Origin of the sequence: Croceicoccus sp. BE223 (assembly GCF_031457155.1) — a bacterium.
GTDB lineage: Bacteria > Pseudomonadota > Alphaproteobacteria > Sphingomonadales > Sphingomonadaceae > Croceicoccus.
In genome coordinates this window covers 481,378-507,003 of record NZ_JAVDWB010000001.1, presented here as the reverse complement: position 1 = coordinate 507,003, position 25,626 = coordinate 481,378, and the positions used below count along the sequence as shown (strand labels likewise).

Annotated in this window: 26 protein-coding genes and 1 tRNA gene; 11 read left to right on the top strand and 16 right to left on the bottom strand. The window is 67.7% G+C overall.

The window, feature by feature from the left end; genetic code table 11:
* Positions 1-76: 76 nt before the first annotated feature.
* Both J2X37_RS02510 and J2X37_RS02505 read left to right on the top strand, forming a co-directional pair.
* The gene (locus J2X37_RS02510) at positions 77-1,651 is read left to right on the top strand and encodes a peptide ABC transporter substrate-binding protein (RefSeq protein ID WP_310017352.1); all 1,575 of its coding nucleotides are present in this window, start codon (positions 77-79) and stop codon (positions 1,649-1,651) included.
* 18 nt (positions 1,652-1,669) lie between these two features.
* Positions 1,670-3,319 carry a peptide ABC transporter substrate-binding protein gene (locus J2X37_RS02505; protein WP_310017350.1) on the top strand — a complete coding sequence of 550 codons (1,650 nt, stop codon included), beginning with the start codon at positions 1,670-1,672 and terminating at the stop codon, positions 3,317-3,319.
* A 46-nt stretch (positions 3,320-3,365) separates the two neighbouring features.
* Here the strand turns inward: J2X37_RS02505 and J2X37_RS02500 are convergent, their stop codons facing one another.
* The 3 genes from J2X37_RS02500 to trmD form a co-directional block, all read right to left on the bottom strand.
* Positions 3,366-4,466: a branched-chain amino acid aminotransferase gene (locus J2X37_RS02500; protein WP_310017348.1), complete on the bottom strand. Its 1,101-nt coding sequence runs from the start codon at positions 4,464-4,466 to the stop codon at positions 3,366-3,368.
* Between the two features lie 237 nt (positions 4,467-4,703).
* Entirely contained in the window at positions 4,704-5,072 is a 369-nt protein-coding gene (rplS, locus tag J2X37_RS02495; RefSeq protein ID WP_310017346.1) for a 50S ribosomal protein L19, read from the bottom strand.
* Positions 5,069-5,815, bottom strand: coding sequence for a tRNA (guanosine(37)-N1)-methyltransferase TrmD (gene trmD, locus J2X37_RS02490; RefSeq protein ID WP_310017344.1), 747 nt, complete (start codon positions 5,813-5,815; stop codon positions 5,069-5,071). The genes rplS and trmD overlap by 4 nt, the downstream gene beginning before the upstream one ends.
* Before the next feature lie 56 nt (positions 5,816-5,871).
* On the opposite strand from trmD, the gene J2X37_RS02485 reads away from it, so the two are divergent.
* On the top strand, positions 5,872-6,792 hold the full coding sequence (locus J2X37_RS02485) for an NAD(P)/FAD-dependent oxidoreductase (protein WP_310017342.1): 921 nt from the start codon (positions 5,872-5,874) through the stop codon (positions 6,790-6,792).
* A gap of 7 nt (positions 6,793-6,799) precedes the next feature.
* Here J2X37_RS02485 and rimM read toward each other — a convergent pair whose 3' ends face one another.
* The 3 genes from rimM to ffh are packed head-to-tail and all read right to left on the bottom strand — an operon-like array spanning position 6,800 to position 9,302.
* Positions 6,800-7,315 (bottom strand): ribosome maturation factor RimM, encoded by a 516-nt coding sequence (gene rimM, locus J2X37_RS02480; protein WP_310017340.1) that lies wholly within the window; start codon positions 7,313-7,315, stop codon positions 6,800-6,802.
* Between the two features lie 6 nt (positions 7,316-7,321).
* The gene (gene rpsP / locus J2X37_RS02475) at positions 7,322-7,786 is read right to left on the bottom strand and encodes a 30S ribosomal protein S16 (RefSeq protein WP_310017338.1); all 465 of its coding nucleotides are present in this window, start codon (positions 7,784-7,786) and stop codon (positions 7,322-7,324) included.
* A 52-nt stretch (positions 7,787-7,838) separates the two neighbouring features.
* The gene (ffh, locus tag J2X37_RS02470; protein WP_310017336.1) at positions 7,839-9,302 is read right to left on the bottom strand and encodes a signal recognition particle protein; all 1,464 of its coding nucleotides are present in this window, start codon (positions 9,300-9,302) and stop codon (positions 7,839-7,841) included.
* Between the two features lie 395 nt (positions 9,303-9,697).
* Between ffh and J2X37_RS02465 the strand changes: the two genes are divergently transcribed.
* From J2X37_RS02465 to J2X37_RS02435, 7 genes are all read left to right on the top strand, one after another.
* Positions 9,698-11,368 (top strand): EAL domain-containing protein, encoded by a 1,671-nt coding sequence (locus tag J2X37_RS02465; protein WP_310017333.1) that lies wholly within the window; start codon positions 9,698-9,700, stop codon positions 11,366-11,368.
* Positions 11,369-11,428: 60 nt separating this feature from the next.
* Positions 11,429-12,265, top strand: coding sequence for a diaminopimelate epimerase (dapF, locus tag J2X37_RS02460; protein ID WP_310017325.1), 837 nt, complete (start codon positions 11,429-11,431; stop codon positions 12,263-12,265).
* The gene (locus J2X37_RS02455) at positions 12,262-13,524 is read left to right on the top strand and encodes a MiaB/RimO family radical SAM methylthiotransferase (protein ID WP_310017323.1); all 1,263 of its coding nucleotides are present in this window, start codon (positions 12,262-12,264) and stop codon (positions 13,522-13,524) included. Before dapF ends, J2X37_RS02455 begins: the two co-directional genes overlap by 4 nt.
* The gene (gene ftsY / locus J2X37_RS02450) at positions 13,521-14,456 is read left to right on the top strand and encodes a signal recognition particle-docking protein FtsY (RefSeq protein ID WP_310017320.1); all 936 of its coding nucleotides are present in this window, start codon (positions 13,521-13,523) and stop codon (positions 14,454-14,456) included. The genes J2X37_RS02455 and ftsY overlap by 4 nt, the downstream gene beginning before the upstream one ends.
* Positions 14,456-15,121, top strand: coding sequence for an inner membrane-spanning protein YciB (locus J2X37_RS02445; protein WP_310017318.1), 666 nt, complete (start codon positions 14,456-14,458; stop codon positions 15,119-15,121). Before ftsY ends, J2X37_RS02445 begins: the two co-directional genes overlap by 1 nt.
* 143 nt (positions 15,122-15,264) lie before the next feature.
* Positions 15,265-15,837 carry a urate hydroxylase PuuD gene (locus J2X37_RS02440; RefSeq protein ID WP_310017316.1) on the top strand — a complete coding sequence of 191 codons (573 nt, stop codon included), beginning with the start codon at positions 15,265-15,267 and terminating at the stop codon, positions 15,835-15,837.
* 100 nt (positions 15,838-15,937) lie between these two features.
* On the top strand, positions 15,938-16,207 hold the full coding sequence (locus tag J2X37_RS02435) for a DUF1294 domain-containing protein (protein WP_310017315.1): 270 nt from the start codon (positions 15,938-15,940) through the stop codon (positions 16,205-16,207).
* Between the two features lie 18 nt (positions 16,208-16,225).
* Here the strand turns inward: J2X37_RS02435 and J2X37_RS02430 are convergent, their stop codons facing one another.
* The 10 genes from J2X37_RS02430 to J2X37_RS02385 all read right to left on the bottom strand — a co-directional run bounded on the left by J2X37_RS02430 (position 16,226) and on the right by J2X37_RS02385 (position 24,721).
* Positions 16,226-18,127, bottom strand: coding sequence for a potassium transporter Kup (locus J2X37_RS02430; protein WP_310017314.1), 1,902 nt, complete (start codon positions 18,125-18,127; stop codon positions 16,226-16,228).
* A 103-nt stretch (positions 18,128-18,230) separates the two neighbouring features.
* Positions 18,231-19,034, bottom strand: coding sequence for a tetratricopeptide repeat protein (locus J2X37_RS02425; RefSeq protein ID WP_310017313.1), 804 nt, complete (start codon positions 19,032-19,034; stop codon positions 18,231-18,233).
* Positions 19,034-19,396, bottom strand: a complete 363-nt coding sequence (locus J2X37_RS02420) for a cytochrome c-type biogenesis protein (RefSeq protein WP_310018054.1) — start codon at positions 19,394-19,396, stop codon at positions 19,034-19,036. The genes J2X37_RS02425 and J2X37_RS02420 overlap by 1 nt, the downstream gene beginning before the upstream one ends.
* A gap of 68 nt (positions 19,397-19,464) precedes the next feature.
* Positions 19,465-20,031: a DsbE family thiol:disulfide interchange protein gene (locus J2X37_RS02415; RefSeq protein WP_310017312.1), complete on the bottom strand. Its 567-nt coding sequence runs from the start codon at positions 20,029-20,031 to the stop codon at positions 19,465-19,467.
* Positions 20,028-22,010: a heme lyase CcmF/NrfE family subunit gene (locus J2X37_RS02410; RefSeq protein ID WP_310017311.1), complete on the bottom strand. Its 1,983-nt coding sequence runs from the start codon at positions 22,008-22,010 to the stop codon at positions 20,028-20,030. The genes J2X37_RS02415 and J2X37_RS02410 overlap by 4 nt, the downstream gene beginning before the upstream one ends.
* Complete coding sequence (gene ccmE / locus J2X37_RS02405; RefSeq protein WP_310017310.1) at positions 22,007-22,465, bottom strand: cytochrome c maturation protein CcmE; 459 nt, start codon at positions 22,463-22,465, stop codon at positions 22,007-22,009. The genes J2X37_RS02410 and ccmE overlap by 4 nt, the downstream gene beginning before the upstream one ends.
* Positions 22,462-22,614 (bottom strand): hypothetical protein, encoded by a 153-nt coding sequence (locus tag J2X37_RS02400; protein ID WP_310017309.1) that lies wholly within the window; start codon positions 22,612-22,614, stop codon positions 22,462-22,464. The genes ccmE and J2X37_RS02400 overlap by 4 nt, the downstream gene beginning before the upstream one ends.
* The gene (gene ccmC, locus J2X37_RS02395; protein ID WP_310018051.1) at positions 22,611-23,396 is read right to left on the bottom strand and encodes a heme ABC transporter permease CcmC; all 786 of its coding nucleotides are present in this window, start codon (positions 23,394-23,396) and stop codon (positions 22,611-22,613) included. Before ccmC ends, J2X37_RS02400 begins: the two co-directional genes overlap by 4 nt.
* A gap of 120 nt (positions 23,397-23,516) precedes the next feature.
* Positions 23,517-24,575, bottom strand: coding sequence for a Glu/Leu/Phe/Val dehydrogenase dimerization domain-containing protein (locus J2X37_RS02390; protein WP_310017308.1), 1,059 nt, complete (start codon positions 24,573-24,575; stop codon positions 23,517-23,519).
* A gap of 69 nt (positions 24,576-24,644) precedes the next feature.
* A tRNA-His gene (locus tag J2X37_RS02385) sits at positions 24,645-24,721 on the bottom strand.
* Between the two features lie 232 nt (positions 24,722-24,953).
* Between J2X37_RS02385 and J2X37_RS02380 the strand changes: the two genes are divergently transcribed.
* Positions 24,954-25,586, top strand: a complete 633-nt coding sequence (locus J2X37_RS02380; protein ID WP_310017307.1) for a 2OG-Fe(II) oxygenase — start codon at positions 24,954-24,956, stop codon at positions 25,584-25,586.
* Positions 25,587-25,626 lie beyond the last annotated feature (40 nt).

Here is a 25,626-nt window from a genome sequence, read left to right as displayed (position 1 = left end):
ACCGGATTGGGCGCGTCCATATCCGATGCTTATGGGGGCTGTCGACATTCGCAAATTGGCGATCGTTTTGTGCGCTTTGCTGACTTGGGCGTGTGGTGACAGCAGCGCACCCGTCGACAGGGCGCTGGAAAACGGGGTGCTGATCATCGCCAACGGGGCGGAGCCGACGACGCTCGATCCGCACCTCACCGTCGGCCAGCCCGAAGCCAATATCATGAGCGCCCTTTCCGAAGGCTTGGTCGTGCAGGACCCGGACGATTACGGCGCCGTCCGGCCGGGCGTGGCGAAATCCTGGCGTCACAGCGATGATTTCCGCCACTGGACGTTCGAGCTGCGCAAGGACGCGCGATGGAGCAACGGGCAACCGCTGACCGCCGACGACTTCGTCTACAGCTTCCGCCGCATGCTCTCGCCGAACCTGGAATCGGAAGCGGCCGACCTGCTCCACGTCATCAGCGGCGCGGCCGATTACAGCGAGGGGCGCATTGCCGATTTCGAGCAAGTCGGCATCGCCGCGCCCGGTCCGCACCGGCTCGAAATCACACTCGAGTACCCGGCGCCCTATCTCCTCAGCATGCTGGCGGGCAGCGCGTTCTTCCCGGTCAACCGCGCGGCGGTCGAGGCGGGCGGCGCATACGACGATGCCGCCAATCGCTGGGCCAGCGTCGGCACCTATGTCGGCAACGGCCCCTTCCTCCTCAGCGAATGGCGGGCCAACCAGTTCGTCCTGCTCGAACGCAATCCGCAATATTGGGACGCGGCGAATGTCGCGCTCAATGCCGTGCGCTTCCTGCCGCTGGTGAAGCAGGAAGAGGAGTTGCAAGCCTTTCTAGACGGGAAGGTTCACGCCACCACCTCGATCCCCGCCGCCGGGCTGGCCGAAGCCCGCCAGAAGCGCCCCGAGGCGATCGTCAACGAAGAGATGCTCGGCGTCGACATGTACGAGTTCAACACGCGCCAGCGCCCTTTCGACGACGTGCGCGTGCGTCGCGCCTTGGCCATGGCGCTCGACCGCGAGGCGCTGGTGCGCGAGACCGGTGACGACCGCAAGGCGGTGGCCGGTTTCGTGCCGCCGGGCATTCCGGGCTATGCGACGGTGCCCGTGCCCGCGCCCGACGTGGCGGGCGCCCGCCGCCTTCTGGCCGAAGCGGGCTATCCGGGCGGCAAGGGCTTTCCTGGGACCACGATCCTCGTCAACGATTTCGAACCGCATCGCGACATGGCCGCCCGGGTCAGCGCGATGTGGCAGCGCAACCTCGGCATCACCGTCGATGTGCAGGCGATGAGCTGGAAGAATTACCTGCAGGCCACCGCCGACCGCCAGTTCCAGATCGCGCGGACCGGCTGGCTGGCCGGGTATCTCGATCCGGGCGCCTTTCTCGACATCCTCAAGTCCAACGGCTTCCGCCGCGAGACCGGCTGGGTCGATCCGGCTTATGATGCGACGATCGAGATGGCGCGCGGGATGACCGACCGGGCGCAGCGGATGGCGACGATGCGCCGCGCCGAGGATCTGATGCTGGCGCAGCAGCCGGTCATCCCGCTCAGCAACTATTCCACGACCTACCTGCTCGACCCCCGCGTGAAGGGATGGGGGCGTAGCATTGACGGAAATCGCGTGTACAAGTTCATGTCGTTCGCATCGAACTGACCTGACGGGGATTTCCCTATGACCATGATGACGAGGATGCCGGCGCGGCGCAGGATTGTGCTGGTCGCCGCCGTGGCGCTGTCCCTGCCCCTTTCGCTGGCTGCCTGCGGCAAGAGCGAGACCGACGCCGACCGGGGGGCGCGCGAAGGCATCCTGCTGACCGGCAACGGGGTAGAGCCCAAGACGCTCGATCCCCAGCTCAACACCGGCTCGCCCGACGGGCGCATCATCAGCGCGCTGAGCGAGGGGCTGGTGACGCAGGACCCGGTCGATCCCTTCGGCGTGCGCCCGGGCGTGGCCTCGAGCTGGGAGCACAACGCCGATTCCACGCAGTGGACTTTCAGGATCCGGCCCGAGGCGAAGTGGAGCGACGGCACGCCGCTGACCGCCAACGACTTCCTCTACAGCTACGAACGCATCCTGTCGCCCGCCTTCGGCGCGGAACCGGCCGAGCTGTTCTACGGCATCCGCAACGCCGAGGCGTTCAACAAGGGCCGGATCGACGATTTCGGCGAGGTCGGCTTCTCCGCGCCCGATCCGCAGACGCTGGTCATCACCGCCGATGCGCCGATGCCCTACCTGCTCAACATGCTGGCGACCTACACCTTCTACCCGGTGCAGAAGGCGGCGGTCGAATCGAACGGCAAGATGCTGGACCGCGACAACGCCTGGTTCGAGATGGGCAAGTACGTCGGCAACGGGCCCTTCGTGCTGAAGGAGTGGAAGACCAACCAGTACATCGAAGTCGCCAAGAACCCCAATTACTGGGACGCGGCGAATGTGAAGCTCAACGGCATCCGCTTTTTCGCGATCGAGAACCAGAAGAGCGAATTGAACGCCTTTCTGTCAGGCCAATTGCACATGACCAACGTCGGCTCGGTGCCGGTCGAACGCATCGCCAGCCTGAAGAAGAGCATTCCCGACGAGGTGCGGACCGACCGGCAGCCCAACGCCAACTACTACGAATTCAACGTCACCCGGCCTCCCTACAACGACCCGCGGGTTCGCCGTGCGCTGTCGCTGGCGCTGGATCGCAAGCTCCTGACCGACCGGGTCATGCTGGGCGGCGAGACGCCGACCGGCGGCCTGGTGCCGGGCGGGCTTCCCGGATACGAGGCGATGCCCGCCGTTCCGCCGAACGCGGAGGAAGCCCGCAGGCTGCTCGCCGAAGCGGGCTATCCGCGCGGCAGGGGCTTTCCCAAGACCGAAATCCTGATCAACACGAAGGAATCGAACCGCAAGCTGGCCGAGGCGATCCAGGCGATGTGGAAGCGCGAGCTGGGCATCGACGTCGGCATCTACAACCAGGAGTGGAAGGTCTTCCTCGACACCCGCACCGCCCGAAACTTCGATATCGCGCGGTCGGGCTGGTACGGCTTCTACCCCGGGCCCGGCGCCTACCTGACCCTGATGACCGGCAACAGCCCCAACAACGACACCGGCTGGGCCAACCCGCATTACGATGCCCTCGTCGCCAAGGCGCTCGCCACCGGCGACACCGCGCAGCGCAACGCGCTGTTCCGGCAGGCGGAGCAGATCCTGGCCAGCGAGCTGCCGATCCTGCCGCTCTACACCGGGGCGCAGACGACGCTCGTCGACACCCGGGTCAAGAACTGGGGCAAGGACGGGGCGGGCAACTTCAAGTTCGTGTCGCTCGAAGCGAAGTAGGCCCGCCAGCGCCCGCCGTTTCGCGACGCGAGCTGGCGAAGGGGGTTCAGCCGAGCCTGCGGACCCAGCCGTGGGTGTCGGCCATCTCGCCGCGCTGGATCGCGGTGAGCGTCGCCTTGACCTTGCCGGTGATCTGTCCCGGTCCGCCGCTGCCGATGGTAAAGTCGAGATCGCGACCGGCCACCCGGCCGACCGGTGTGACGACCGCCGCGGTGCCGCAGGCGAAGCATTCGACGAGCTTTCCGCTCTTCGCGTCCGCCTCCCACTGCTCTATCGAATAGCGGCCCTCGACGACGTCGAGCCCCTCCTCGCGCAGCAGCGCGATCAGGCTGTTGCGGGTGATGCCGGGCAGGATCGTGCCGGTCAGTTCAGGGGTGATCACCTTGCCGTCGTCGAAGACGAAGAAGATGTTCATGCCGCCCAGTTCCTCGACCCACTTCTTCTCGACCGCGTCGAGGAAGACGACCTGGTCGAAGCCGCGCTCGATCGCCTCGGCCTGGGGCACGAGGCTGGAGGCATAGTTGCCGCCGCACTTGGCTGCCCCGGTGCCGCCGGGCGCGGCGCGGGTGTAGTCGCTCGAAACCCAGATCGAGACCGCCGGGGCGCCGGACTTGAAGTAGTTGCCCGCGGGCGAGGCGATCACGACGAAGCGGTAGCGCTTGGCCGGGCGGACGCCTAGGAACACCTCGTCCGCGAACATGAAGGGCCGCAGATAGAGAGAGGCCCCTGCCCCTTCGGGAATCCACGCGCCGTCTTTGGCCAGCAGCGCCTCGATCGCGGCGATGAACAGGTTTTCGGGAAGGTTGGGCATGGCCAGCCGGTCGGCCGAATCGTTGAAGCGGCGGGCATTCGCCTCGGGCCGGAACAGCGCGGTCGACCCGTCGGGGTGGCGATAGGCCTTCAGCCCTTCGAAGATTTCCTGGGCGTAGTGGAGCACCGCGCTCGCCGGATGCAGCGGGATCGGCTGGAGCGGGCCGACGGTGGCGTTGTGCCAGCCCTCGCTCTCGGCCCACTCGATCGAGACCATGTGATCGGTGAACTGCGTGCCGAAACCCGGATTGGCGAGTACCGCCGACCGAACCTCGTCCGAAGCCGGTGCGGGGTGCGCGATCTCGCGGAATTCGATGGTCTCGGCGGCGTTCGCCATGGCGGCAGGTCCTGTGCTTGGTAACTTTGAGGCAAGCCGGTTAGGCCGTGGCTGGCAGCGGTGCAAGCCTTGTCGTCGCGGCGCGATAGCCGTTGCCACAGCGGATCGCGGCAAGGCGGTTGCAGCCGCAACCGACCGCCACCGGCCCCAGCGCCGACAGCAAGTGTCGGCCACCAACGAAAAGGGCGGCTCCCGCAGGAACCGCCCTTCTTGTCAGGTTAGCCTGCGTGTCGGCGCTCAGGCCTGCTCGCGGACCGTCTTGCGCTCGGCGATACGGGCCGACTTGCCGGTGCGGCCGCGCAGGTAATAGAGCTTGGCGCGACGCACCACGCCGCGGCGGACCACGGTGATATTGTCGATGTTGGGCGAGTAGAGCGGGAAAACGCGCTCGACGCCTTCGCCGAAGCTGATCTTGCGAACGGTAAAGTTCGAACCCATGCCGCGGTTGGAGCGGGCGATGACCACGCCTTCGTAGTTCTGCACACGCTCGCGCGTGCCTTCGACGACGCGCACGCCGACGCGGACGGTGTCGCCCGCGCGGAATTCCGGGATATCCTTGCCGAGCGTCTGGATCGCTTCGGCTTCGAGCTGCTGGATCAGGTTCACTGGTCCAAGTCCTTCTTCTTTCGCCGCGCGCCAGAGGCAGGCTGAACCCGAGCGCCCTCGTGACGCTCCCAAAGGTCCGGCCTGCGTAACCGTGTGTCTTCCTCGCTCCTGGCCTTGCGCCAGGCGGCGATTTTCGCATGATCCCCCGATCGCAGCACTTCAGGGATCGTGCGCCCTTCCCATTCGACGGGTCGGGTATAGTGCGGATATTCGAGAAGGCCGCTTTCGAACGACTCCTCGACCCCGCTGGAAGCCGCGCCCATTACGCCGGGAAGCAGGCGAATGCAAGCATCCAGAACAAGGAGCGCGCCGACCTCGCCGCCCGACAGGACGACGTCGCCAACACAGACCTCCTCCACGTCGCGCCCTGCGAAGATCCGCTCGTCGAACCCTTCGAACCGGCCGCACAGGATGGTCAACCCCGGTCCCGCCGCCAGCTCGCGCACCCGCGCCTGCGTCAGTGGACGTCCGCGCGGGGTCATCGCCAGCACCGGCGCGTCGGGCTTCGCGGCGCGGGCGTGGTCGATTGCGGCGGCCAGCACGTCGGGCTTCAGCACCATCCCCGCCCCGCCGCCCGCCGGCGTGTCGTCGACGGTGCGATGCCGGTCGGTGGCGAAATCGCGGATCTGCACGGTATCGAGCCGCCAGGTCCCCGCCTCCAGCGCCCGACCGGCGAGGCTGACGCCGAGCGGCCCGGGAAACATCTCCGGGTATAGAGTCAGGACGGTTGCGGCAAAGATCATCGGGGGCGCGTTAGCGTGACGGGCACCGAAATTCCATCCCGTGCGTTACGCCCCGCATGAGCGACGCCATCGACGACACCATCATCATCGGCGCCGGGCCCGCCGGGCTTACCGCCGCGATCTATCTCGCCCGCTATCACCTCGCCATTCGCCTGTTCGATTGCGGGTCGAGCCGCGCGGCGATGATCCCGTGCACTCACAACCATGCCGGCTATCCCGAAGGCATCGCCGGCACCGAACTGCTTCGCCGAATGCGCGAACAGGCGGCGCGATACGGTGCGCTGCGTGAGGAGAAGCGTGTCGATCGTCTGGCGAAGGAGGACGACTGCTTCGTCGTTCGCACGGATACGGGCACCTATCGCGCGCGCACCGTGCTGATGGCGACCGGCGTCATCAATCACCGGCCAAAGGCTCTGGACGACGTCACGCACGACGAGGCGCTGGCCCGCGGCCTGCTGCGCTATTGCCCGGTCTGCGACGGCTACGAAGTCACCGACAGGCGGGTCGCGATCATCGGCACCGGCACGCACGGCACGGCAGAGGCGCTGTTCCTGCGCGGCTTCACCGCCGACCTGACGCTGGTTGCGCCCGATGGAGGGCACGATCTCGACCCGCAATGCCGGGCCAAGCTGGACGAGGCGGGAGTACGGCGCGTCGCCGGCCCGTGCGGCGGCTTTGCAATCGAAGGCGACCGGCTGGCGTTCGACACGGCGGAGGGGCGAATGGCATTCGACAGCGTCTATCCCGCGCTGGGCAGCCGGGTGCGTTCGGATCTTGCGGTGATGGCCGGGGCCGAAGTGAGCGACGAGGGCTGCATCAAGGTCGACGATCACTTGCAGACCAGCGTGCCGGGCCTGTTCGCGGCGGGCGACGTGGTGGTCGGGCTGGATCAGATCAGCCACGCGATGGGCCAGGCAGGCGTCGCCAGTACGAAGATCCGCAACCTTCTGGCGGAAAAGCGCCCTCTGCGCCGCTGAGCGGCAGTCAGGCTTCGGGGTTGGCGAAATCCGCAGTGACGGTGAGGCGCTCCGCGTCCCAGCCGGTGACCGCGTTTTCGTGCATCGGCACCATGAACGTGCGCGGCTTGCTACCCTCTGGCCGCTCGATCTCGATCACGTCGCCCGCGCCGAAATTCTCGACCCCGATGACCGTGCCGAGCGGGATGCCGTCCTCGCTGACGGCGGCGAGGCCGATGAGATCGGCGTGGTAGTATTCGCCCTCTTCCAGCGGAGGCAGTTCGCCGCGCGGGACAGTGAGCAGGGAACCTCGCAAGGCCTCTGCCCCGTTGCGGTCCGCCACTTCGGCAAAGCGGGCGATCGCGCCGCCCTTGCCGTCGTCGCGGATCGACTGCAGGGTCAGCGGACCGTCCCACCCCGGAACGAGGAAGGCGCGGAATCCCTTGAGGGACGCCACGCCTTCGCCGAACAGTTTGAGGCGGACCTCGCCCGTCACGCCGTGCGCGCCGGTGATGGCGGCGAGCGTGACGGTGCGGTCAGCCACGAAGAATCAGCCCTCGGCCTGTTCTTCGGTGGTGGCTTCGGCCGGAGCTTCCTCGGCAGCGGCTTCCTCGGTCGCTTCTTCGACGGCGGGGGCGTTGGCCTCGGCCTCGGCAGCCTTCTTGGCTTCCTCGGCTTCGCGCAGCTTCTCGGCCTTCTCCTCGGCGCGCTCCTTGGCCTTGTCGCCCGGCTCGGCCTTCTTGGGGTTGTTGCGAACGGCGCGCTCCTTGATGCCGGCGGCATCGAGGAAGCGGGCGACGCGATCGGTCGGCTGCGCGCCGACGCCCAGCCAGTAGCGGGCGCGGTCCTCGGTCAGCTTGACGCGGTTCTCGTCACCCTTGGCGAGCAGCGGGTTGTAGGTGCCGATCTGCTCGAGATAGTTGCCGTCGCGCGGGCTGCGCGCATCGGCGACGACGATGCGATAATAGGGACGCTTCTTAGCGCCACCGCGCGACAGACGGATCGAAACTGCCATTTTCCTGTTACCTTCTTCTTGAACCAGAAATCGTTACGGATACTTCAAAAAATCACTTCTTGTTGAGCAGGTTGGCGAGATCCGGCGGAAGCCCGCCCTGACCGCCGCCCAATCCGGGCATGCCGCCACCCATGCCGCCCAGCCCCGGCATGGCGGCATCGAGTCCGCCCTTGCCAAACAGGGCGCCCAGGCCCTTCAGCCCGCCCATCTTCTTGATCTGCTTCATGGCCTTGGCCATTTCCTGGTGCATCTTCAGCACCTTGTTGACGTCCTGGACCTGCGTGCCACTGCCCGCCGCGACGCGCTTCTTGCGCTTGGCGTTGAGCAGTTCGGGGTGCGCGCGTTCCTTGGGCGTCATCGAAGAGATGATCGCGTCCATGCGCAGCAGCACCCGGTCGTCCATGCCCGACGCGGCCATCGCGGCCTTCGCCTTCTTCATGCCCGGCATCATGCCCGCGATGGCGCCAAGTCCGCCCATCTTGGTCATCTGCTGCAACTGCATGCGCAGGTCGTCGAGGTCGAACTTGCCCGCCGCCATGCGCTTGGCGAGGCGTTCGGCGTCCTCTTCCTTGACCGTCTGCGCCGCCTTCTCGACCATCGAGACGATGTCGCCCATGCCGAGGATGCGGTTGGCGACGCGGCTGGGCACGAAGGGCTCGATCGCGTCGAGCTTTTCGCCGGTGCCGGCAAACTTGATCGGCTTGCCGGTGACGGCGCGCATCGACAGCGCCGCACCGCCGCGCGCATCGCCGTCCATGCGGGTCAGCACCACGCCGGTCAGCGGCACTTCGCCGGTAAAGCTCTGCGCGACGTTGACCGCGTCCTGGCCGGTCAGCGAATCGACGACCAGCAGCACTTCCTTGGGCGCCGAGACGGCGGCCACCGCCTTCATCTCGGCCATCAGCGCCTCGTCGACGTGCAGCCGGCCCGCGGTGTCGAGCATCAGCACGTCGAAGCTCTGCAGCTTCGCGGCCTGGATCGCGCGGTTGGCGATGTCGACCGGCTGCTGGCCCGCAACGATCGGCAGAGTGGCGACGCCCGCCTGTTCGCCCAGCACGGCGAGCTGTTCCTGCGCCGCGGGGCGGTTGACGTCGAGCGAGGCCATCATGACCTTCCGCCCCTCGGTCTCCTTCAGACGCTTGGCCAGCTTGGCGGTCGTCGTCGTCTTGCCCGAACCCTGCAGGCCGACCATCATCACCACGACCGGCGGCTTTGCGTCGAGGTCGAGCTTCGCCTGTGCGACCCCGTCCTCGCCGCCCAGCATCTCGACCAGCGCGTCGTTGACGATCTTGACGACCTGCTGGCCCGGCGTCACCGAACGCAGCACTTCCTGGCCGACGGCGGCCTCGGTCACCCGGTCGATGAAGCGGCGCACGACCGGCAGCGCGACATCGGCCTCGAGCAGCGCGATCCGCACTTCGCGCATCGCGGCGCGAACGTCGTCTTCCTTCAGCGCCCCGCGACCGCGCAGCGAATCGAAGACGTTGCCGAGCCGGTCCGACAGCGAGTCAAACATGGCGTGTCCTGGCGAACATCGTTGTCTCCTCTTGCGCGCCAACGGATCGACGCCAAAACCCTGATACCGAACGGGAAAAGCGAAAAACGCCGGTGGGCGAAACCTCGCCGACCAGCGCGTGCCAATCCCGCACGGACCTGTGAATGCACGGACCTTCGGCACACGTGGCACCGCTTTTCCGTGACGCGCCCTTACCAACCGCGGCGCGCGAAGGCAAGGCGTCGGCCTTCGCCACTCGGCCGAGGCATGCCCCGGACGACGAAGCGCCCTTCGCGCAGGACGTTCCGCAGCCGGCGCTTAACCCGATCTTTAGAGCATTGGCGATACTCCAGTCCTTCGTTCCGGCCCACGGTGTGCCGGGACAAGAGAGTCGCACGAAAGGACGCCGCCCCTCGATGACCGAGCCCGTTGCCGAATTCGACGAAGGGGCCGAGCACGTCTCGGACAACCTTCCGGCGGAACGGGACATCGTCGCCATCGGCATCATCGCGGCCGCGCTGATCATGTTCGTCGGCCATGCCGCCGCGGCGATGCCGGGGGTCATGGCCTATCTCGAAGGCCACGGCGAAGGCCCGGCGACCTATCTCGCCAGCGCCCTGCTGCTGAACATCGCGCTGATCCTGTTCGGCTGGCGTCGCCACAGCGAACTGATGCGCGAAGTCCGGTCGCGCCGCGCCGCAGAAGTGGAGGCGCGCCGCCTCGCCTTTACCGATCCGCTGACCGGCTCACTCAATCGCCGCTCGATCGGGCCGGAGGTCGACGCGCTGGTCGCCGAAGTGCGCAAGGACGCGAGCGGCCATGCGGCGGTCGCCTTCGTCATGCTCGATCTCGACCATTTCAAGCAGATCAACGACCTCAACGGCCACCGCGCCGGCGACTTGCTGCTCACGACGCTGGCGGAACGGGTGCGCTCCGTCCTGCCGGCGCGGTCACAGCTGGCGCGGCTGGGCGGCGACGAATTCGCCTGCGCCATTCCCTACGACCGGCGCGACGTATCGACCATCGACCGCATCGCCCGCGACATCATCGCCAAGGCGCGCCAGCCCTTCGACGTCGCGGGCGGGCAGCTGGCGATCAGCATTTCCGTCGGCATCGCCTGCTCCAGCGGGCTTGCCGAAGACAGCGCCAAGCCGTCCGAGGACCTGTTGCACATGGCCGACATGGCGATGTACCATGCCAAGAAGAACGGGCGGAACCGCTACGACTGGTTCGAACCCAGGATGGAGCAGGAGCTGCGCTCTCGCGCCGAGCTGGAGAACGGGATCCTGGCCGGCATCGCGCGCGGCGAATTCGTCCCCTTCTACGAGCAGCAGGTCGACGTCGAAACCGGCGAGCTGACCGGGTTCGAAATGCTGGCCCGCTGGCAGAGCCCGCAGTTCGGTCTTGTCGGCCCGGACCGTTTCATTCCGGTGGCGGAGGAGCTCGGCGTCATTTCCGATCTTTCGGAATGCGTCATCGCCCAGGCCCTGCGCGATGCGCGCGACTGGGATCCGCGGTTGACCCTGGCGGTCAACATCTCGCCCGTCCAGATGCGCGACCCGTGGTTCGCCCAGCGCCTGCTCAAGCTGATGGCGGAGGCCAACTTCCCGCCCGAGCGGCTGGAGATCGAGATCACCGAGATGTGCCTCAACGAGAACATCGGCCTCGTCCGTTCGCTCGTCATCAGCCTGAAGAACCAGGGCGTCACGGTCAGTCTCGACGATTTCGGCGTCGGCATCGCCACGCTGGCGCAGCTGCGCGCCCTGCCGTTCGACCGGATCAAGATCGACCGCGCCTTCGTCTCCCGCCTCGCCCGCAGCGAGGATACCGCCTCGGTCATCTCGACCATCGCCGCGATCGGCGAAGGCATGAACCTTCCGGTCACGGCGGAAGGGATCGAGAACGAGACCCTGCGCGATTCGCTGCTGCGCATCGGTTCGTTCAAGGGGCAGGGCTATTTTTACGGCAGGCCCGAGACCGCCGAACAGGTGCGCGCGCGCCTGCGCAGTGAGGCCAGGCTGGCGGCCGACCGGCGCAATGCGGTAGCACTCTCCACGCTGGAGGAAGTGCGCGTCGCGGGCGTCTGATCCGCGCCGGAACCCAAGCGACACTGGACGCGGAGGCGGCGGGTGCATAGATGCGCTGCCATGCGCATCGCTTTCACCAAGATGCATGGCCTGGGCAACGACTTCGTCGTGCTGGACGCGCGTGCGCAGGCGCTGCCGCCGCTGACGCGCGCCGCGGTCGCCGCGCTGGCCGATCGGCATACCGGCATCGGCTGCGACCAGCTGATCGCGATCGAGCCGAGCACCGCCGCCGACTGGCGCATGCGCATCTTCAACGCCGATGGCGGAGAGGTCGAGGCCTGCGGCAACGCCACCCGCGCGGTCGGCCTGCTGATCGGCGGCGAGGTCGCGCTGGAAACGCTGGGCGGCACCATCGTCGCGCGGCCCGATCCGCGCGGCGTGGCCGTGGACATGGGCGTGCCCCGCTTCGAGTGGGACCGGATCCCGCTGGCCTATCCGGTCGACACGCTCGCCATGCCGGTCGGCTACCCGGTAATCCTGGCGGACGGAAGCGAGCTGACGCTCGAAAATCCCGTGGCGGTGAATGTCGGCAACCCGCATGCGGTGTTCTTCGTGCCCGACACCCACGCCATCCCGCTAGCCGAAATCGGCCCGCAGATCGAACACGACCCGCTGTTTCCCGAACGCGTCAACGTCAATGTCGCGACCGTAACCGGGCGCGGCGCGATCGACCTGCGCGTCTGGGAACGCGGCGCGGGGCTGACGCGGGCCTGCGGCACCGGCGCTTGTGCCACCGCCATCGCCGCGATGCGCTGCGGGCTGGTCGACCGCGAAGTCACCGTCACCCTGCCCGGCGGGCCGCTGGTGATCGCGTGGAGGGGCGACGACCGCATCGTCATGACCGGCCCCGCAACGGTAAGCTTCACCGGCGAGTTCGAGTGGGACGATTACGCTTGAGCCTCGCTGCCGCGCCTGACGCCCCCTCGCCCGCGACGAACGCACCCGAAGTCATTACCCTGGGTTGCCGCCTCAACGCGGCGGAAAGCGACCGCATCCGCGCCATGCTGGACGGGCGCGGCGACATGGTCGTCGTCAACTCCTGCGCAGTGACCGAGGAGGCGGTGCGCCAGACGCGGCGCACCATCCGCCGCCTGCGCCGCCGCCGGCCCGACGCGCGCCTGCTGGTGACCGGCTGTGCCGCCGACATCGAGCGCGAGGCGCTGGCCGCGATGCCCGAAGTCGACACGATCGTCGCGAACGCCGACAAGCTGGCCCCGGCAAGCTGGGGCGCGGGACACAATGCCGCCGCCCTGCCTCCTTTGAAGATGCACCAGGGCAGCAGCACCGCCGCCACGCCCCGCACCCGCGGTTTCGTCGCGGTGCAGAACGGCTGCGACCATGCCTGCACGTTCTGCGTCATCCCGCAGGGGCGCGGGCAAAGCCGCTCGCTGACCGTGCCACAAGTGCTCGGCGAAATCGAACTGCACCTGGCCGAAGGCTGCCGCGAAGTGGTGCTGACCGGCGTCGACGTGACCAGCTGGGGCCACGACCTGCCGGGCGCGCCCGCGCTGGGCACGCTCGTCGCCGAGGTGCTGCGCGCCTTTCCCGCCCTGCCCCGGCTGCGGCTTTCCTCGATCGACGGGGCGGAGATCGATCCGCTGCTGGAGGATCTGTTGGCGGGCGAGGCGCGGGTCATGCCGCACGTCCACCTCTCGCTGCAGCACGGCCACGACTTGATCCTCAAGCGGATGAAGCGCCGCCACACCGCCGCGCAGGCGATCGCGCTCGTCGCGCGGCTGAAGGCGCGCCGTGCCGACATCGCGGTCGGCGCCGATCTCATCGCCGGTTTCCCGACCGAGGACGAGGCGATGCACCGCGCCAACTTCGCCATCGTGCGCGACTGCGCGGTGGTGCACGGCCACGTCTTTCCGTTCAGCCCCCGTCCCGGCACCCCCGCCGCGCGGATGCCGCAGCTGGATCACGCCACCATCATGCGGCGCGCCGCCGAACTTCGCGCCGCCGTCGCCGATACCCGCGCCCGTTGGCTCGGCTCGCTCATTGGCCAGCCCCTCGACGTCCTGGCCGAAAACGACGGCACCGGCCACGCCCCCCACTTCGCGCCCGTCCGTCTGCCCCCCGGCATGCGCGGCGGCGCCATCGTCCCCCTTCGCGCCGCGCGCGTCGAGGACGGCCTCATCATCGGAGAACAGGCATGAGCGAAAGCTGGTCGGACCGGCTTTTCGGCGGATTCCGCAAGACGAGCGAGAAGCTGACCGGCAACCTTTCCGGCGGCATCGTCTCCCTGGGGGGCGGGTCGACGAAACTGACCGAAGACCAGCTCGACGAGCTGGAAGACGCGCTCATCATGTCGGACCTCGGCCCGCGGGCGGCGATGCGCATCCGCGATGCGCTGGCCCAGCGCCGCTTCGCCAGCGGAGCGGACGAGCGCGCCGTGCAGGAAGCCGTGGCCGAGGAGATCGCCGAGATCCTGCGCCCCGTGGCCAAACCGCTCGAAGTTACCGCCTTCCCCCGCCCGCACGTCGTGCTGGTCATCGGCGTCAACGGCAGCGGCAAGACGACGACGATCGCCAAGCTCGCCCACCTGTTCCAGGAGGACGACTACGCCGTGATGCTCGCCGCCGGCGACACCTTCCGCGCCGCCGCGATCGGCCAGCTCAAGGTCTGGGCCGACCGGCTGGGCGTGCCGATCGTCACCGGGCCCGAAGGCGGCGATCCGGCGAGCGTGGTGTTCGACGGGGTCAAGGCCGCGACCGCCACGGGCATCGATGCGCTGATTGTCGACACCGCGGGCCGCCTGCAGAACAAGCGCGAACTGATGGACGAGCTGACCAAGATCCGGAAGGTGCTGGGCCGCCTCAATCCCGAAGCGCCGCACGACGTGGTGCTGGTGCTCGACGCTACCAACGGGCAGAACGCCTTGCAGCAGATAGACGTGTTCAAGGAAGTCGCGGGCGTCACCGGGCTGGTCATGACCAAGCTCGACGGCACGGCGCGCGGCGGCGTGCTGGTGGCGGCGGCGGAGCAGTACGGTCTTCCCATCCATGCCATCGGCGTGGGCGAGAAGATAGACGACCTGCGCCCCTTCGACCCCGACCTTGTGGCGCGCGTGATCGCGGGAGTGGCCTGATGACCGAACCGACCGGACCCGACGCACAAAGCCCCGCGAAGAAGAAGAGCGGCTGGCTCAACATCGCCATCGACTACGGACCGCTGCTGGTCTTCTTCGGCGTCTACAAGGCTTACAGCCCGGCGGTGGACGGCGATGCCGTCGGCCAGGTTCTGGCCATGGTGAAAGGCACCGGCGCTTTCATCGTTGCCGCGCTGGTGGCGGTGGCGGTATCGAAGTGGAAGCTGGGGCACGTCACCCCGATGCTCATGCTCTCGACCGCGCTGATCGTGTTCTTCGGCGGCCTCACCATTTTGTTTCAAGACCCGGTCTTCGTGCAGGTCAAACCGACGATTATCTACGTCGTCTTCGCGGTGGCGCTGCTGGCCGGATACTGGCGGGGCAAGGCGCTGCTCAAATACCTGCTCGACGCCGCGTTCGAAGGGCTGTCCGATCGCGGCTGGCTGGTCCTGTCGCGCAACTGGGGCTTCTATTTCGTGGCGCTGGCCGGGCTCAACGAAGTGCTGCGCCAGGTGCTGAGCTTCGAATCGTGGCTGGCCGCCAAGCTCTGGGTCTTCCTTCCGCTCTCGTTCCTGTTCACCTTTACCCAGTTGCCGATGATGCTGCGCGAAGGACTGGGCAAGGACGAGAAGGACGAGGCCGTCACCGAGCATCCGCCCGCCTGACGGCCCGCGCCGCGGCGCCTTGGATTGACCATGACCGGCCGGGGATTATCCATGACGGGATCGTGACAAGGCGGCAAATTTGGTGAAGCTATCGGCCCAGGGTCGCGCCGGGACGGTGGAAGTGCCGTCAGGGGGAACGACTCATGGCAAAACTTTTCGGCAACCTGCATCTCGTGCTGGTCATCGGCCTCGTTCTGGCGGTGGCGCTGATGGTGGCTTTCGCACCGGCGGCGCCGATCGACCTCAACACCGTGATGCGCTGGCTGCACCTGTTCTTCGGCGTGGTCTGGATCGGCCTGCTCTACTACCTGAACTTCGTGCAGGTGCCGACGATGCCGGCCATCCCCGCCGAACAGAAGGGGGCGATCACCGGGCACATCGCGCCCAAGGTTCTGTTCTTTTTCCGCTATGGCGCCTTGCTGACGGTGCTGACCGGGCTCTTCATCGCGATGGTCAACGGCTACATGATAGAGGCGCTGACCTTTACGGGCGAAGGCGCGGTGGCGCTGATCGGCATCGGCATGTGGATCGCGCTGATCATGGCGTTCAACGTCTGGTTCATCATCTGGCCATCGCAGAAGAAGATCCTCGGCATCGTGCCCGCCAGCGACGAGGCGAAGGCCGCCGCCGGGCACCGCGCGCTGATCGCAAGCCGCACCAACACGCTGCTGTCGCTGCCGATGATGTGGGCGATGGTCAGCGCGAACCTGGGCTGACGTTTCCGCAATCGGCGACAGGGGCGTGCCCGGCGGGCGCGCCCCTTTTCGCATTCGGCGAAAATCCCATCTTAACCCGCGGCATGGGATGGGCGGGGCGATGCTGATGCCTGTCGCGCTCTATCTCGTTGCGGTGAACCTCTGGACGCTTGCCGCCTTTCGCCATGACAAGCGGCAGGCGGTGGCCGGGCATCGTCGGATTGCCGAGCGTGACCTGCTGTTGCTGGCCGCAATCGGCGGCAGTCCGGGCGCTTTCGCGGGCCGCCACGCGTTTCGCCACAAGACGCGCAAGGAGCCGTTCTCGACCCTGCTGCAACTGATCGCCGCGGTTCAGGTCGGCCTCGCCGCGGGGTTGCTGGTTCTGGTCTGACCGCGCCGCGGCCTCCGCTCAGATCCTGACCTGCGAGCCCAGTTCGACGACGCGGTTGGTGGGCAGGCGGAAGAATTCCATCGCCGTGGCCGCGTTGCGCAGCATCCAGCTGAAGATCTTTTCGCGCCACAGCATCATCGCCGGCTTTTCGCTGGGCAGCAGCGTCTGGCGCGACAGGAAGAAGCTGGTCTGCATCATGTCGAACATGCCACCGCAGTGGTCCACCGCTTTCAGCGCGGCTGGCACGTCGGTTTCCTGCATGAAGCCGTAGTTCAGCACCATGCGGTAGAACCCGTCACCCAGGTCCTCGATCTCGACGCGCTGGCTCTGGTCGACATAGGGGACTTCGGCGATCGCCACCGTCAGCACCACGACGCGTTCGTGAAGCACCTTGTTGTGCTTGATGTTGTGGAGCAGCGCCGAGGGGACGCCCGCCGTGCTCGATGCCATGAAGATCGCCGTGCCGGGGACGCGGGTCGCCGAATTGGCCGCGCTCTTGGCGAAGATCTCGATCGGCAGCGCGATCTCGGTCATCCGCTCGCGCATCAGGCGTCGGCCCTTGGCCCAGGTGGTCAGCAGCGTGAAGGCGACCGCGCCGACCAGCAGCGGGAACCAGCCGCCGTCGGGAATCTTGGTCGCGTTGGCGAAGAAGTAGGCGCCGTCGACGATGGCGAAGAGCGCGATCACCGGCACCGCGAAGAACCACTTCCACTTCCACACCGCCAAGAGCAACACCGCCATGAGGCAGGTGTCGATCAGCATCGCGCCGGTCACCGCGATGCCGTAGGCGCTGGCAAGGTTCGACGAGTTCTCGAACGTGAGGACCAGCAGGACGACCGAAACCAGCAGCGCCCAGTTGATGAACGGGATGTAGATCTGCCCCGCCTCTGTCTCGCTGGTGTGAAGGATCGACAGGCGCGGCAGGAACCCCAGCTGCATCGCCTGGTGGGTGACCGAGAACGCGCCCGAGATCACGGCCTGGCTGGCGATGAAGGTCGCCGCCATGGCAAGGATGACGAGCGGCAGGCGGAACATGTCGGGCGCCATGATGAAGAACGGGTTCTTGATCGCTTCCGCCGCCTCGGCCCCGGTCAGGCTGGTGACCATCGCGGCCTGCCCGAAATAGTTGAGCAGCAGGGCGGGCATGACGAAGCTGAACCATGAAAGGCGCAGCGGCCCGCGCCCGAAGTGGCCCATGTCGGCATAAAGCGCTTCGGCCCCCGTGACCGCCAGCACGACCGAACCGAGCGCGAGGAACGCCAGCCACCTGTCGACCATGAAGAACTGCAGCGCGTACCACGGGTTCAGCGCCACCAGCACGCCCGGGTTGTAGAAGATCTGGATCGTGCCGAGCACCGCGAGCACGATGAAGTAGGTGATCATCACCGGTGCGAACAGCGCGCCGACCTTGGCCGTGCCGCGCCGTTGCAACAGGAACAGGAAGATCAGCAGCGCCAGCGCGATGGGGATGACCCAGACCTCGAACCGCTGTTCGACGACGGTCAGGCCTTCGACCGCCGAAAGCACCGAGATCGCCGGCGTGATCATCGAATCGCCATAGAACAACGAGGTCGCCAGTACGCCCAGCATGACCGTTATCCAGCCATACCGCGACCGGCCGATGTGGCGCGAGATCAGCGCCAGCAGAGCCAGGCTGCCGCCCTGCCCCTTGTTGTCGGCGCGCATCAGGATGGTGACGTACTGGATCGCGACGACCAGCGTCATCGACCAGAAGATCAGGCTGACCACGCCGAGGATGTGCAGCCGGTCCAGCGCCAGCGGATGCGGCCCGACGAAGGTTTCGCGAAACGCGTAAAGCGGGCTGGTGCCGATGTCGCCGAAGACGATACCGATCGCGCCCGCGGCCAGCTTCACCTTGGCGCTTGTTCGCGAGTCGTCGCCGTTTGCTGCCTGACTCATCGCCGGAAACTGCCCCTTGCGAAGCCCGCATCGATGACGCCGGCCATAAGGGGGGTGCGATTAGCAGCCTCTTTTCGCACCTGCAAGAAAAGCCGCGCGGGCGTCACGGGACGGCACGATCCGTCGTCGGAGAGGACGTTTCGGGCGAAGCGGAGGCAGATGGCGATGCGACCGGCGACGCAGCGGGCGCGTCCTGTTCCACCGGCACCGGGCCGGACGGCATCGCCGCGCCGAGGTTGGGGCCGGGGTTCGCTCCGGAGTTCGGGCCGGGGGCGGCGCCGCGAGTCATGGCGATGATCTGATCGAGCCGTTGGAGGCGGATCACCAGATCCTGCCGCCACGGCTCCTGCGGATCGCCGGGGCGGTCGAGCAAGCCTTGCCAGATCGCGCGGCCTTCCTCGAACTCGCCCGACTGGGCCAGCGCCAGCCCCTTGAAGAACGGCGGACCGGGATGATCGGGCGCGATCGCCGCGGCACGGTCGAAGGCGAAGGTCGCGGCGGGCGTGATGATCCCGCTGGAATGGGCGACCAGCGCATTGCCGAGCGCGACCCAGACATCGGGATCGTTGGGATTGCGATGCGTCGCCCCGCGCAGCAGCGTGGCCGCCGCGCCGAATTGCCCGGCGCGCATGAAGGCATCGGCGGTGATCAGGTCGCTGACCCCTGCGCCGTACTGGTTGCCCATCGCCTTGCGCGCCTCGATCATCGCGGCCTGGCCCTGCTCCTCGGTTTCGCGCGGTTCGGTGGGCGAGCCAGCCTCCCACGGGCTGCCTTGCAGGGCATAGCCGGCCAGCCCGAGCATGAAGGCGGCGGCAGCGAATTCCCGCCCGCCACGCGGCAGCCGGATCGCGAATGCCATGATCGCGAAGGCGACCGCGGCGAGACCGATGACGACGAACCAGCCCATCAGCCTTCACCCCCCGGCAAAGTGCGCGCCCGCCGGAACCGCCGCCGCACCAGCAGCAGAGCGATGACCAGAAGCGCCAGCGGCGCGGCAAACAGCGGCCAGGTCAGCGCGGTCAGCTCGGGCTTGTAGCTGACGTATTCGCCGTAGCGATCGACCAGCCAGGTGCGGATCGCCTCGGGGTCCTCGCCCGCCTTGATGCGCAGACGGACCTGGTTGCGCATGTCGCCGGCCATGCTGGCGTCGGAATCGGCGATCGACTGGCTCTGACACTTGAGGCAGCGCAGCGTTTCCATGAGCGCCTGTGCCTCGGCCTCCTGCGCCGGATCCTCGAGCTGGCGATAGGCGTAGGGCGCGGGCGGCATCGTGTCCTGGGCCAGCACCGGCTGGGCGAAGAGCGCTGCGAAGACCGCGAACAGGACGAGGACGCGCGTCACAGCGGCTGCCTCGCGTTGTCCAGTTCCACCAGGATCGTGCCGATGTCGCGCTCCATGATCGGGCCGATATGCTGGTAGCGGATCACCCCGTTGCCATCGATGACGAAGGTTTCCGGCACCCCGGACGAGCCGATGCCCAGTTGCACTTCGCTGATGTCGTCCTTGCCGATGGTGGCGAAGGGGTTGCCGTACCGGGCGAGGAACTTGGCGATGTCCTCCTTGCGGTCGCGGATGGCGACGCCGTCGATCGGCACGCCCGCGCGCTTCATCTCGTCGAGCTGCGGCGCTTCGGCAGCGCAGGGCACGCACCAGCTGGCAAAGACGTTTAGCAGGCGCGGCTCCCCCTTGCGGAAATCCGCGGTGGCGAGCCCCGGGCGGTCCTGGGTCGCGGGCGGCAGCGTGAATTCGGGCAGCGGCTGGCCGATCATCGCGCTGGCCACTTCGGTCTGCGCCGGGCGCAGCAGCCCGCCGAGGAACAGGGCGACAAGCGCGCCGAAAAGCACCAGCGGCAGCCAGATGGCCCAGGGGCGGCCCTTGGGCGCGGGACTGTCGGACCGGCTCACGCTGCGGGCCCCGAAAGCGGCCTGGGCAGGGGATTGTCCTCGCGCCGCATGGCGATGCGGCGGCGTTGCAGCGCGCGGCGGATGTCACCCAGCACGCGGCCGACCAGCGCCAGCGCGCCGCCGAGCGCGACGATCAGCCCGCCGATCCAGATCAGCGGCACGAACGGCTTCCACCACAGGCGCAGTTGCCAGCGCCCGTCCTCGCCCTTTTCGCCCACGACGGCATAGAGCTGCCCGTTCCAGCGGGTCGAAAGCGCCGATTCGTTGGTGGTCTGCGGCGGCTGGGTAAACGTTCGCGACTGCGGGTGCAGGGTCACGAGCCGGCCACCCTGGTAACGCGCCTCGATCGTCGCTTCGAGCGCGGTCCAGTTCGGGCCGGCCACCGGCTCGATCGAGCGGAGCCGCATCTGCCAGGGCCCTACCTCGACCGCGTCGCCGGGCCGGGCCGCGACCAGCCGCTCGGTCGAAAAGGCGCTCTCGCTGGCCATGCCGAACAGCGCGACGGCAAGGCCGAAGTGGCCCAAGACCATGCCCCACGTGGCCAGCGGCGTGCGGCGCAAGTCGCGGCCCAGTAGCGGCAGCACGCTGGCGATGGCGAGGCCGACGGAAAGGCACAGGCCCAGGGTTGCCATGACGCCGATCCCCGGGGCCAGCACCGCCGTGCCCGCCAGGACCGCGAGCGTCAGGACGACGGGCGCGATCAGGCGCTTGCCGATGCGGGCCAGACTGTCGCCGCGCCAGCGAAGCAGCGGGCCGACCATCATGACGACGATCATCGGGAACGCGAAGATCGCCGAGACCGGGTTGAAATAGGGCGGACCCACCGAAACCTTGGTGTCGAACGCTTCCGTCAGCAGCGGGTAGAGCGTGCCGAGCAGGACGATGCCGAGGATCGCGGTGAGCGCGATGTTGTTGAACACCAGCCCCGCCTCCCGGCTCACCAGGCTGAACTGCTTGCCTTCGCTCACTGTCGAGGCGCGTGCGCCGAACAGGGCCAGCGCGCCGCCGATGTAGATCGCCAGCAGGACGAGGATGAACGAGCCGCGTTCCGGATCGACGGCAAAGGCATGGACCGAGGTGAGAATGCCCGAACGCACCAGGAAAGTGCCGACCATCGACATCGAGAACGCGACGACGCCGAGCATCAGCGTCCAGATCCGCAGCGCATCGCGCGAGGCGAGGACGGAGGCCGAATGGAGCAGCGCGGTCGCCGCCAGCCACGGCATCAGCGAGGCGTTTTCGACCGGGTCCCAGAACCACCAGCCGCCCCAGCCCAGCTCGTAATAGGCCCAGTAGGATCCGGCGGTGATGCCGACCGTGAGGAAGATCCAGCTGCCCAGCACCCATGGCCGCATGGCGCGGGCAAAGGCCGGCCCGACCTCGCGCGTCAGCAGCGCGCCGACCGCGAAGGAAAACGCCACCGACAGCCCGACATAGCCGACGTAGAGCGTGGGCGGGTGGAAGGCGAGGCCGATGTCCTGCAGCAGCGGGTTGAGGCCGTTCCCTTCGGCGACCGGCGGATCGAGCCGCTCGAACGGGTTGGAGGAAAACAGCAGAAAGGCGTAGAAGCCGAGGCTGACGAATGCCTGCGCCGCCAGCGTCGCGATCATCGTACGTTCGGGAAGGCGACGCTCGAACAGTCCGACGAACGAGCCCGACAGCGCCATGACCGTGACCCACAGCAGCATCGAGCCTTCGTGGTTGCCCCATGTTCCGGCCAGCTTGTAGATGAACGGCTTGGCGCTGTGCGAGTTGGTGGCGACCAGCAGCACCGACAGGTCGGTGCGGATGAAAAGCCAGATCAGCATCGCGAACGACAGCGCGACCAGCGGACCCTGCATGATCGCGGCGGGGCGCACCAGCCCGGTCATCTCGGCGCTGCCGTCGCCGCCCTTCAGCGCCATGGCCGATGCGAAGAGCTGCAGCACCGCCAGCGCGGCGGCGAACCAGAGGAGGGCAAGTCCGGCTTCTGCGATCATTGGGTTTCGGCCACCACTGCCTTGGCCTGCGCGTCGGACATGTCCTCCAGCTCGCGCGGCATGTAATTCTCGTCGTGCTTGGCGAGCAGCGTGTCGGCAACGAACGTGCCGTCCGCCGCCAGGCGCCCATCGGCGACGACGCCCGATCCCTCGACGAACAGGTCCGGCGTGATGCCGGTATAGCGGACGTTGACCCGCGCCTTGCCGTCGCCGACCACGAAGGCCTTGGTCACGCCGTCGGGCAGCGTCTCGATCGAGCCAACCTCGACCATGCCGCCGAGCCGCACGGCGCGACCGGTTTCGGGCGGATCGGCCACCATGTCGCTCGGCACGTAGAAATAGCTCGCCTGCCCGCGCAGGCCCCAGATCGCCAGCAGCGCCGCGCCGATCAGCACAACGACGGCGAGCAGGACCAGCGCCAGCCGCTGATGCTTGGGCTTGAGCGCGGCGCTCATCGCGACCGGCCCCCTTCGCGCGTGGCATCGCGCCGCGCCTCGGCCCGGCGCATCGCCAACCAGCTCCATCCGGCCATCGCCAGCGTGCCGATAACGCCGATCGCATAGGCCGCGATGACGAATGGCCAGTGGTCGAGATTTTCGCTCACGCCGTCTCCCCGCCCTTCGTTTCGTAGGCGCCCTGCGCGTCATGAGCGCCCAGCGCCTCGCTCTGCATCGCGCGGCGGCGCAGGCGCGCCTCTGCCTGGTAGTCGGCCAGGATCGTGCGCATCCGCGCCAGCACCACGCCGCCGAACAGCAGCGAAAAACCGATCGTCGCGACCAGCAGCGGCCATAAGAACGCCGGATCGATCGCCGACTTGCCCATCGTGATGCTGGCGGGCTGGTGCAGCGAATTCCACCACACGACGGAGCGGTTGATCACCGGCACGTTCACGGCGCCGACAATGCCGAAGATGGCGACGATGCGGCTGCTCCCGGCGACCCCGTCCTTCTGCGCCGCGTTGGCCAGCGCCATGTAGCCGAAATAGAGGAACAGGAGCACCAGCATCGAGGTCAGTCGCCCGTCCCACACCCACCAGGTGCCCCAGGTCGGGCGGCCCCAGATCGAGCCTGTGGCAAGGCAGATCGCGGTGAACACCGCGCCCGGCACCGCCGCCGCGCGCGCGGCGATCGTCGCCAGCGGATGGCGCCAGACCAGTTCGACCAGCGAGGCGACGGCAATGGTCGTCCACCCGCCCATGCCGAGCCATGCGCTGGGCACGTGGATATAGAGGATGCGGACCGTATCGCCCATCAGCCGATCGGCGGGGGCGAAGAGCAGGCCATAGATCAGCGATGCCGCCATCAGGACCAGCCCCGACACGAACAGGAGCGGGGTCAGCCAGCGGGCGAGGCGCAGGAACCGGGCGGGATTGGCGAAACCGTGCATGTTGCTTTCGCGCACCGCTTTGGCAGGCGCCGCGCGCCGCTTCAAGTCAAAGCGGCGCGCGACTGGCCAAAGAACGAGATTCGCCGGGGATTTGCCGCCGTTCGTGCCGGGTGCGCGACGTCAGCGACCGATGGCGGCGCGCGCCATCGCGTCGGCGACGCGGTTGGCGGCAAGCCCTTCGGCTTCCGATTCCTGCCAGATCGACTGGAGACGGCCGGGGATCTGCGCGATGCGGCGGTCGACTTCCTCGAACGTAGCGGGAACGCTGCCGTCGCGCGACAGGTACTCGACCGCGACCGAGATAATGCCGCCCGCGTTGATGACGTAATCCGGCGCCCAAAGGATGCCGCGCGCGTGCAGCCTGTCGCCGTCCGCGACAGTGGCGAGCTGGTTGTTCGCCCCGCCCGCGACGACCGCGCAGTCGAGCGCGGCGATCGAATCGGCGGTGAGGATGGCGCCCAGCGCATTGGGGCTGAACACATCGCACGGCGTCGTCAGGATCGCGTCGGCGGGCACCGCTTTTGCGCCCAGTTCGTCAGCGAGGTTTGCCGCGCGCGCCGCGTCGACATCGGCGAGAGTCAGGGTCGCGCCATCCTTCGCCAGGTGACGGGCCAGACCCGACCCGACGCTGCCGGTTCCCTGCAGCGCGACATGGACGCCCGCAACGCTGTCTTTGCCCAGCTTGTGCTTCACCGCCTGCTTCACGCCGAGATAGATGCCGTACGAGGTGAAGGGACCGGGGTCCGAACCCACGGTCGGCTCGTCGCCCTTGGCCGAAAGGCCGGTCACGTGACGGGTGCGGCGGTGGACGATGTCCATGTCCGCCTCGGTGATGCCGACGTCTTCGGCGGTGACGTAATCGCCGCCCAGCTTCTCGATCGCGTCGCCGAACGCGAGCATCATGTCCTCGGTCTTGGTACGGTCCGCGTCGGCGAGGATCACCGCCTTGCCGCCGCCCATCGGCAGGCCGGCCAGTGCGTTCTTGTAGCTCATCCCTTGCGACAGGCGCAGCGCGTCGGTCAGGGCTGCGGCGCTGTCCGCATAATGCCAGAAACGGGTGCCGCCGGCCGAGGGGCCGAGGTGCGTGGAGTGAATCGCGATGATGGCGCGAAGCCCGCTCCCGCGATCATGGACAAGGGTGATCTTTTCGTGATCGTCGAACGCGGGATTGTTCCACATGCGAGCTGACGCCGCCTCTCCGGTCGGGTCGCGGGGCGTGGATTTCGCCCCCGATCCGGCAGTGAAAGCTGGGGCGACCGATGGGGTTCGAACCCACGACCTCCGGTACCACAAACCGGCGCTCTAACCAACTGAGCTACGGTCGCCACAAAGCCATTTGACCGCCCGCGGACGCGGGTGGGAACGGCCTGTTTTCACTGCCGCGCGGATGCGTCAAGCGCTATCGGCGGCGGGCTGCGCCTGTTGCACAAGCCGCCTCCAAAGGGAAGCAAAAAACGTATCAAATCCTCGGCTGCGCAATTTTATTACGCGGGCCGTCTGCGCGGCGCCGATGACCCGCCCTTGGCGCGGCGCGGCGATGCCCCTATCGCCCTGTCCATGCAGGATTTCGGCGAATCGGTGGCATCGCGTCTTCGCACCTGGCCCGGGATGCAGCGCGTCCCCTCGCCCAAGCTGGAGCTGTTCACCCTGCGCGGTTTCGTGCCGTCGGACATGCGCGCCGAACTGGTTGCCATGATCGATGCGAACCGCCGCCCGTCGACCATCGCCGACGCGAACGGCGACCATTACTTCCGCACGAGCGAGACCTGCGACCTGCCGCTGGGCGAGCCGGTGGTGCAGCGGCTGCGCGACCTGTTCACCGAAATTTCGGGCATCGACCCGCGCTTTGCCGAACCGTCGCAGGGCCAGCGCTACGAAGTGGGGCAGGAGTTCAAGGCGCACACCGACTATTTCGAGCCGCAGGGCGCGGACTTCGAGAAGTATTGCGCGGTCGCGGGCCAGCGCACCTGGACCTTCATGGTCTATCTGAACGAGCCCGATGCGGGCGGCGCGACGCGGTTCAAGGCAGCGGAGAAGATCTTCAAGCCCGAGGCGGGCCGGCTAGTCTGCTGGAACAATCGCCGGCCCGACGGCTCACCCAACCCCGCCACGATCCACCACGGCATGAAGGTGCGCAAGGGCACCAAGTACGTCATCACGCAGTGGTATCGCGAACGCGAGTGGCGCTGAGCGCGCCGTGGCGTGCTCAGCGCCATCAAGGCGACACGGG